This is a genomic window from Mixta mediterraneensis (genome assembly GCF_030283135.1).
Taxonomy (GTDB): Bacteria; Pseudomonadota; Gammaproteobacteria; order Enterobacterales; family Enterobacteriaceae; genus Pantoea; species Pantoea mediterraneensis.
Genome location: NZ_JASUAZ010000006.1, coordinates 145,662 through 151,684 on the forward strand (window position 1 = coordinate 145,662; position 6,023 = coordinate 151,684).

Annotated in this window: 8 protein-coding genes; all 8 read left to right on the top strand. The window is 50.8% G+C overall.

The window, feature by feature from the left end; all coding sequences use genetic code 11:
* The first annotated feature begins 4 nt into the window (after positions 1-4).
* The 8 genes from QRY16_RS06590 (at position 5) to QRY16_RS06625 (ending at position 5,842) form a co-directional block, all read left to right on the top strand.
* Positions 5-265, top strand: coding sequence for a hypothetical protein (locus QRY16_RS06590; RefSeq protein WP_289776048.1), 261 nt, complete (start codon positions 5-7; stop codon positions 263-265).
* A gap of 175 nt (positions 266-440) precedes the next feature.
* Entirely contained in the window at positions 441-671 is a 231-nt protein-coding gene (locus QRY16_RS06595; RefSeq protein ID WP_289776049.1) for a phage filamentation protein Fil family protein, read from the top strand.
* 86 nt (positions 672-757) lie between these two features.
* Entirely contained in the window at positions 758-964 is a 207-nt protein-coding gene (locus QRY16_RS06600; protein WP_193403239.1) for a hypothetical protein, read from the top strand.
* Positions 965-980: 16 nt separating this feature from the next.
* Positions 981-1,541 carry a 3'-5' exonuclease gene (locus QRY16_RS06605; protein WP_289776050.1) on the top strand — a complete coding sequence of 187 codons (561 nt, stop codon included), beginning with the start codon at positions 981-983 and terminating at the stop codon, positions 1,539-1,541.
* Positions 1,538-2,452, top strand: a complete 915-nt coding sequence (locus QRY16_RS06610) for a DNA adenine methylase (RefSeq protein ID WP_289776051.1) — start codon at positions 1,538-1,540, stop codon at positions 2,450-2,452. The genes QRY16_RS06605 and QRY16_RS06610 overlap by 4 nt, the downstream gene beginning before the upstream one ends.
* Positions 2,452-2,760, top strand: coding sequence for a DUF4406 domain-containing protein (locus QRY16_RS06615; protein ID WP_289776052.1), 309 nt, complete (start codon positions 2,452-2,454; stop codon positions 2,758-2,760). Before QRY16_RS06610 ends, QRY16_RS06615 begins: the two co-directional genes overlap by 1 nt.
* Positions 2,757-5,366 carry a replication endonuclease gene (locus QRY16_RS06620; RefSeq protein WP_289776053.1) on the top strand — a complete coding sequence of 870 codons (2,610 nt, stop codon included), beginning with the start codon at positions 2,757-2,759 and terminating at the stop codon, positions 5,364-5,366. Before QRY16_RS06615 ends, QRY16_RS06620 begins: the two co-directional genes overlap by 4 nt.
* Positions 5,333-5,842 carry a hypothetical protein gene (locus QRY16_RS06625; RefSeq protein ID WP_289776054.1) on the top strand — a complete coding sequence of 170 codons (510 nt, stop codon included), beginning with the start codon at positions 5,333-5,335 and terminating at the stop codon, positions 5,840-5,842. The genes QRY16_RS06620 and QRY16_RS06625 overlap by 34 nt, the downstream gene beginning before the upstream one ends.
* Positions 5,843-6,023 lie beyond the last annotated feature (181 nt).

Below are 6,023 nucleotides of genomic sequence, written 5' to 3' on the forward strand. Positions count from 1 at the left end.
TTAAATGAAAAAGCGCTATTCACAACATGGGTCACATGCCGGAAGCATTCCGGGCTTGGTTCAGGTAAGCAAAAACGTTTATGTATATTCCGGCTTCACTATCCGAAAATCTTCACGCAATATTTTTAATCGAAGTAATGCATATCTGATAAATAAGCGGGATGATAACGGCGGTATTGATAATTATTATGGGCGTGACTTTGCCTTGGCTGAAGCAATGCGAACGATTGAAGGTTTAAGGCGTGGAAAAAATTATGATGATTGAAATGATTATCGGACTTTTTCTCTTTGCTGTTCTCATGTTGCATTTAATTCAGTTTTTAATCCGCCTTCATTGCAGGAAAGTAAAACAGAGAAGAATTAAGGCGCTTACTGAATGCAAGGCCCGCCGCACAGAAGTGGAACTAAAAGCCCGTAGGCAACTGTAGCAGGTACACGATATGAATGATAACGCTCCATCACTTGCCAGCCTGTTAAAGCATGGTTGCCAGGTCACACACTTCAAAAACTCTCGCGGCTGGCTGGAAACGCCGGACGGAAGATTTTTTAAGCCCGAACCGGCGAAGGTTCAATTTATCAAAGGTAAAAATAAACCGTTTATTTATACCCAAAGAATAAATAAAAGCTTCCTGCTTAAACTGGCTGGCTTATTTAAAAAGCTAATTAAGTAATTCGATTTTAAAAAATCAACTCTGTTTTCTCCGCCTTTTTATTAAGTGGCGGCGGTTCAACTCATTCTTTTTTCGAGGAAGAGATTATGACCAGACGTGATCAATATAGCTTCATTCTGCACGTTCTTTTACCTGCTATCGAAAATGAAGGATTAACTATTAAAACCCGCCGCGATGGTGAGTTAACCCTTTCAGCCAATGGATCAGTAACCACTAATTTTATTTGCAACCTGCGCCAGCACTGCATTGAAGAATTGCAGCGTCCTTATTTCCCAAACCCTTACGGAGTTTAACGCGATGAAACACGTAATGATTGATATTGAAGCTATGGATAACAAGCCGACTGCGGCGATCGCGTCTATCGCTGCGGCAATCTTTGACCCTATGTCAGGTGCAGTTTCCGCCTCAATGTACCGGCGCATTGCTATTGAAAGCAGTGAGGCATTCGGCGGAACGCTGGGCGCTGAAACAATCAAATGGTGGTTTAAGCAGTCGGGAGAAGTACGAGCGGAAGTAATCAAAGAAGGAGCTTGCTCCCTCCCTGTAGCTCTTAGTGAATTAAATATGTTTATCCTGGAATATTGTGATCTCGCGAGCGTGAAAGTCTGGGCGCGCGGCACTGATTACGATATGCCGATTATCTACAACGCACTGCGCGCTGTAGGTTTAAAACCGGTCTGGAATTTCTGGAATGCCCGCGACGTTAGGACGGTTGAAGAGGTTGCGCTTACTGTCTGTGGGTATGCCTCAAATCGGCTTGTCGATTCTGAAAAGCATAACGCTGCCGCTGATGTGTGGAATCAGATCGCCCAGCTCTCAGACAACCTAAAAAGTCTCGCAGCTAAAGGCGCTATGGGGGCGGCATTATGATCCGTTCCCTCCTAAAATGGCCCGGTGGCAAAAGCCGCGTGATGCCTGAATTACTGCCGCATTTACCAAAGGCTGGTTGCCTCGTTGAGCCTTTTGTTGGCGGCGCTTCCGTGTTCCTCAATACCGATTATCGCCGCTATATCCTTGCGGATATCAACCCAGATCTGATCCGCCTATATCGTGAGGTAAAAAGCAACCCTGAGCTGGTGATTGATCTTGCCCGCCCGCTCTTTGCGACCGGCAATTCCAAAGAGGAATACTTACAGAACCGCCGCATTTTCAACGGTACAAAAGGTTTGCTTGATGTGGCCCGCGCGGCCCTGTTTCTCTACCTCAACCGCCACGGCTACAACGGCGTGGTGCGTTACAACCAGAGCGGCGGTTATAACGTGCCGTTTGGTCAGCACAAAACCGCGCCTTACTTCCCCGAAGCGGAGATCCGCCAGTTTGCTGAGAAGGCCAACGACACCAAAGCTATTTTTCTGTGCAGCTCGTTTCAAAACACCCTCAAAGTGATGGTTGGAACGGATGAAGCCATCTACTGCGATCCGCCGTACCTGCCTGTCAGCGAAACCGCTAATTTCACCCAATACCACACTGAGCCATTCACCGAGAAGCACCACCGCCAGTTAGCGGCGGATCTGCTGAAAGTGAACCGCAAATATGGCGCGCCGGTGGTCATTTCCAACAGTGACACCGAAACCACCCGCGAGATTTACCACCGCTTCCACCTGCATGAAATCGACGTGCAGCGCTCTGTTAGCACTGACGCCAGCAACCGCCAGAAGGCCAAAGAAGTGATCGGCACTTTGGGCATCGTTGAAGGATGCCCGGCAGGTGGTTGCGGAAACTGTGAGAGCTGCGGGGAATGCCTGGGCATTGCAGACGATTCAGAAATGGAGGCTCTGTAATGACAAAAATCTATATCGCTGGCCCAATGAGCGGATTGCCTGGCTTTAATCGCCCTGCGTTTCACCGTGCCGCCGCGCACATTGTACGGCGTGGAAACGTTGCTCTTAACCCTGCGATCCTGCCGGATGGCTTAGAACAAGCGGAGTATATGGATATCTGCCTTGCCATGCTCCGTTGCGCTGATGGCATTTTCATGCTGGACGGTTGGCAGCAGTCTGCTGGGGCAAAGGCAGAATACGCGCTTGCTGAAAAATTGGGGCTGGATATTCAGCACCAGATGATTGATCGGTACGTGGGCGCACGATGACCACCGCAGCAAGTGGGCGCAGCGCTCCGACGCCGCCCCCTCCGTATCCGGGTAGTGCTCCAGACGTTACCCGGTACGATTACGAATGGCAGAAGCCGAAAGCTGCCATTTGTGTTGATAAGACTCCCGTTGTTGATCTAGTCGAGCTGGGTCAAGAACAGGAGTTTTTGGCGTGGGTAAAAACAGCCCTTGCGCCGCTACCTCGCTTTATTCGCCTGCGTCTGGCTTCCCGCATTGACAGCATTCATACCATGAAGGGGAGGCACATAGCCCGTCTGGCGCTGCGCGATATCATCCGCAGGGATCTGCCGCCTATCAACATGGTGAATGAGCAATACGCTATTGCGATGACCGATGAGGCCAAATCTCAGGCTGATACAGCATTCAAAGGGTTAAACCCGCTTTACCACACGTTTAACACTCTGCATGGATTGGTTGAACGCTTTAACCACCTGCCGGACTTCACGCCGGAAGATGTTGAGCTACTGGCGCAGGATATCGCTATTTATATGCGGTCTGTGCTGAGTGAAGTTCATGAAACGGTAGAGACTCAGAGTGATCGGAAATATGCCGGATACCTTTACACCGAAGCGGCTATCCTCGCGCGGATTTTCTTCCTGATGCCTCCGAGCTGGGCAAAGTATTGCCGGGGTGCGCTGTTTATTGATGAGGCAACTACTGGCATTAGTAAGATGCTGGATGATCGCTACTGGCACCGTAACCTGAAAAAGTACGCCGCGCGCTGGCGTGAGCACCTGCATATTGCCTTTGGTGATGTAAAGCGAGGCGCTGCGCCGTATTGCAGTAAGCACCACGTTGATGAGTGGGATGCCAGACGCAAGCGCAGCCGCACAATCATGGCCCGTCTTGAGCTGGAAGACCAGGACACTAAAGAGCGTATTTCGCTTATTGAGCAGATCGATAAGAGCATATCTAACCCGGCATTGCGCCGCGTTGAACTTATGACCCGTATCGGCGGCTTTGAGAAGGTTGCCACCGAAAGCGGCTACGCGGGCCAGTTTTTTACTCTGACAGCACCATCCAAATACCACGCATATACCGTATTCGGTCATCGTAATGCCAAATGGAATGGTGCCAGCCCAAGAGCCACGCAGCGTTATCTTAATCGGGTATGGCAACAGATCCGCGCTGAGCTGGCCCGCCGTGAAATTCCGGTCTTTGGTTTGCGAGTGGCTGAGTCTCACCACGATGGTACGCCGCACTGGCACGGCCTGCTGTTCTCCCGGCCGGAACATTCCGCCGAACTGCTGGAAGTGATGGAAGACTATGCTACCCGCGAGGATGCGGAAGAGTTGCAGGGTAAGCACGGCAATCAGCCACGTTTTGATATGAAGCCGATCGATCAGGAAATCGGCAGCGCCACCGGCTACGTGGTGAAGTACATCAGTAAGAATATTGACGGCTACGCGCTAGACGGTGAAAGCGACGACGAGAGCGGCAGGCCGCTGAAAGAAACATCAAAACACGCCACCGCCTGGGCATCGTGCTGGGGCATCCGTCAGTTTCAGTTTTTGGGCGGTGCGCCGGTATCTGTCTGGCGTGAGCTGCGCCGGTTCCGCAATCAGGAGCAGGCTGACAAGATAAACCCGCTGTTTGCTGAGCTGCACCGCGCAGCGGATGCTGGCGACTGGCAGCAATATACCCAATTGCAGGGCGGGGCACTGGTTGCCCGCCGTGATCTGCCGTTGCGTATCTGGTACCAGCAGAAAGACGAGCCGAATGATTACGGCGAGTATCTGGATCTTATCAAAGGTCTGGTGATGCCAGCCGTTCACATCCCACCAATTGAAACCCGCCTGCATACCTACCGCATTGTGCGTAAGAAACCGGAAGTTTTAGACGACTCCGGGCAGGCCGTTGACTTTGATTTTGACCTTCGGGGCGCGTCCGCGCCCTCTAGGACTCGTGTCAATAACTGTACGGAGGTCAAAAAACATACAAATTTAGGGGGTGAAAATTCCCCACCGGTTGAGCCTGAACAGTATGAAATTGGTCAAATGACCCGTGAGCAGAAAAAACGGCTCAACGAAAGCCTCAGAAACTACAAACCAGAACGGCAAAAATCACCTGCTGACGAGTTTGAGGCGCTGGCTAATGCCATTACGGCATCAGATTGTGATGATATTGAGCAGGCCAGGGCCGAGAGTTATCTAAAAGTTGCTCAGGAATTGCGGCAGCAGGAAAGGGATATGCCTGCTGTTGCCGGGCTTGCCCCTGTGCCCGCGGATCGCATTACGGCGCTGGATGATTTTGCCAGATCTGTAGGCATAGAGTTGAGCATAGGCCAGTTAACGTTATTGCTACGCGGTGAGCGTTTGCGAATTGATGGCTTTATTGTCTCCGCAACCAGCAGCGGAGAGCTGAGACGCAGAAAAGATAACGGCGCTGACCGTAAGACTGCCGATTTGTGGCAGCATATGAAACTAAGTCACAATGTTGACAGCAGAGATATCAGGCATGATCCCGTTGGCAGCTATGCGGAAATGTTGAAAAAAGCGGATCCGGTTGCGTGGGACAGGTTGTTTGGCACCAGAAATCAGGGGCGGCGCGTATGTTTGACGAAGAACAGCGAGAGCAGGAAGTAATTGATTTCATCAGTAACAAAATTAAGCGATGCCGCAAGTGTGGTAACGAGCTGCACTACAAGGAAAAGTATTATTTTAATGACCGCATTTGCTGCACCTGCAAGGGGTTAAAAGCGTTTGACGCTCCCGAAGATATTGCTCTGTCTGAAAGCTGCGAGCCACAACCAGCGCGGCTGGCGGATGAAGGCCATGATGCACGAACCAGTACCGAGCGTGAGCTATTTAACCGATATCCCGAATGGCAGTTGATGAATGAGAGGGCGGCAAAGAAATGGCGGGAAGAGCATCCGCCTGAAGAAAGCTGTCTCCCGTCTTCCCGTTCAGCGGTAAATTCCGCAGGGCCATTATCTGTTGAGCGGATCAATGAGCTAATGGCTAAATATGACGCCAGTGAAGCCGTGGATATCAGGCAGGAAGAGCTGATATCGCTGCTGTGGGAAGTGCTCTACCACCGCAAAGTTAATCCAGTCTTCTGAGATGGGTTTACTTCATGTGCGCAAGACCACCGGCAAAGAATCAAATGGTAATCGTTATATGTACTAGCTCAGACCTGATCTGACAGTTACCGGTTATTTATACAGGTGTCTGTCAGATTAAATCTGGTTCAGATTCTTTTCTGCCCAGACCCGTTTTCCATCAAGTAACGTGGCCATTGGC

Excerpts from the sequence above, each read along its gene's own strand:
- QRY16_RS06590 (WP_289776048.1), top strand. The coding sequence starts at position 5 with ATGAAAAAGCGCTATTCACAACATGGGTCACATGCCGGAAGCATTCCG.
- QRY16_RS06595 (WP_289776049.1), top strand. The coding sequence starts at position 441 with ATGAATGATAACGCTCCATCACTTGCCAGCCTGTTAAAGCATGGTTGC.
- QRY16_RS06600 (WP_193403239.1), top strand. The coding sequence starts at position 758 with ATGACCAGACGTGATCAATATAGCTTCATTCTGCACGTTCTTTTACCT.
- QRY16_RS06605 (WP_289776050.1), top strand. The coding sequence starts at position 981 with ATGATTGATATTGAAGCTATGGATAACAAGCCGACTGCGGCGATCGCG.
- QRY16_RS06610 (WP_289776051.1), top strand. The coding sequence starts at position 1,538 with ATGATCCGTTCCCTCCTAAAATGGCCCGGTGGCAAAAGCCGCGTGATG.
- QRY16_RS06615 (WP_289776052.1), top strand. The coding sequence starts at position 2,452 with ATGACAAAAATCTATATCGCTGGCCCAATGAGCGGATTGCCTGGCTTT.
- QRY16_RS06620 (WP_289776053.1), top strand. The coding sequence starts at position 2,757 with ATGACCACCGCAGCAAGTGGGCGCAGCGCTCCGACGCCGCCCCCTCCG.
- QRY16_RS06625 (WP_289776054.1), top strand. The coding sequence starts at position 5,333 with ATGTTTGACGAAGAACAGCGAGAGCAGGAAGTAATTGATTTCATCAGT.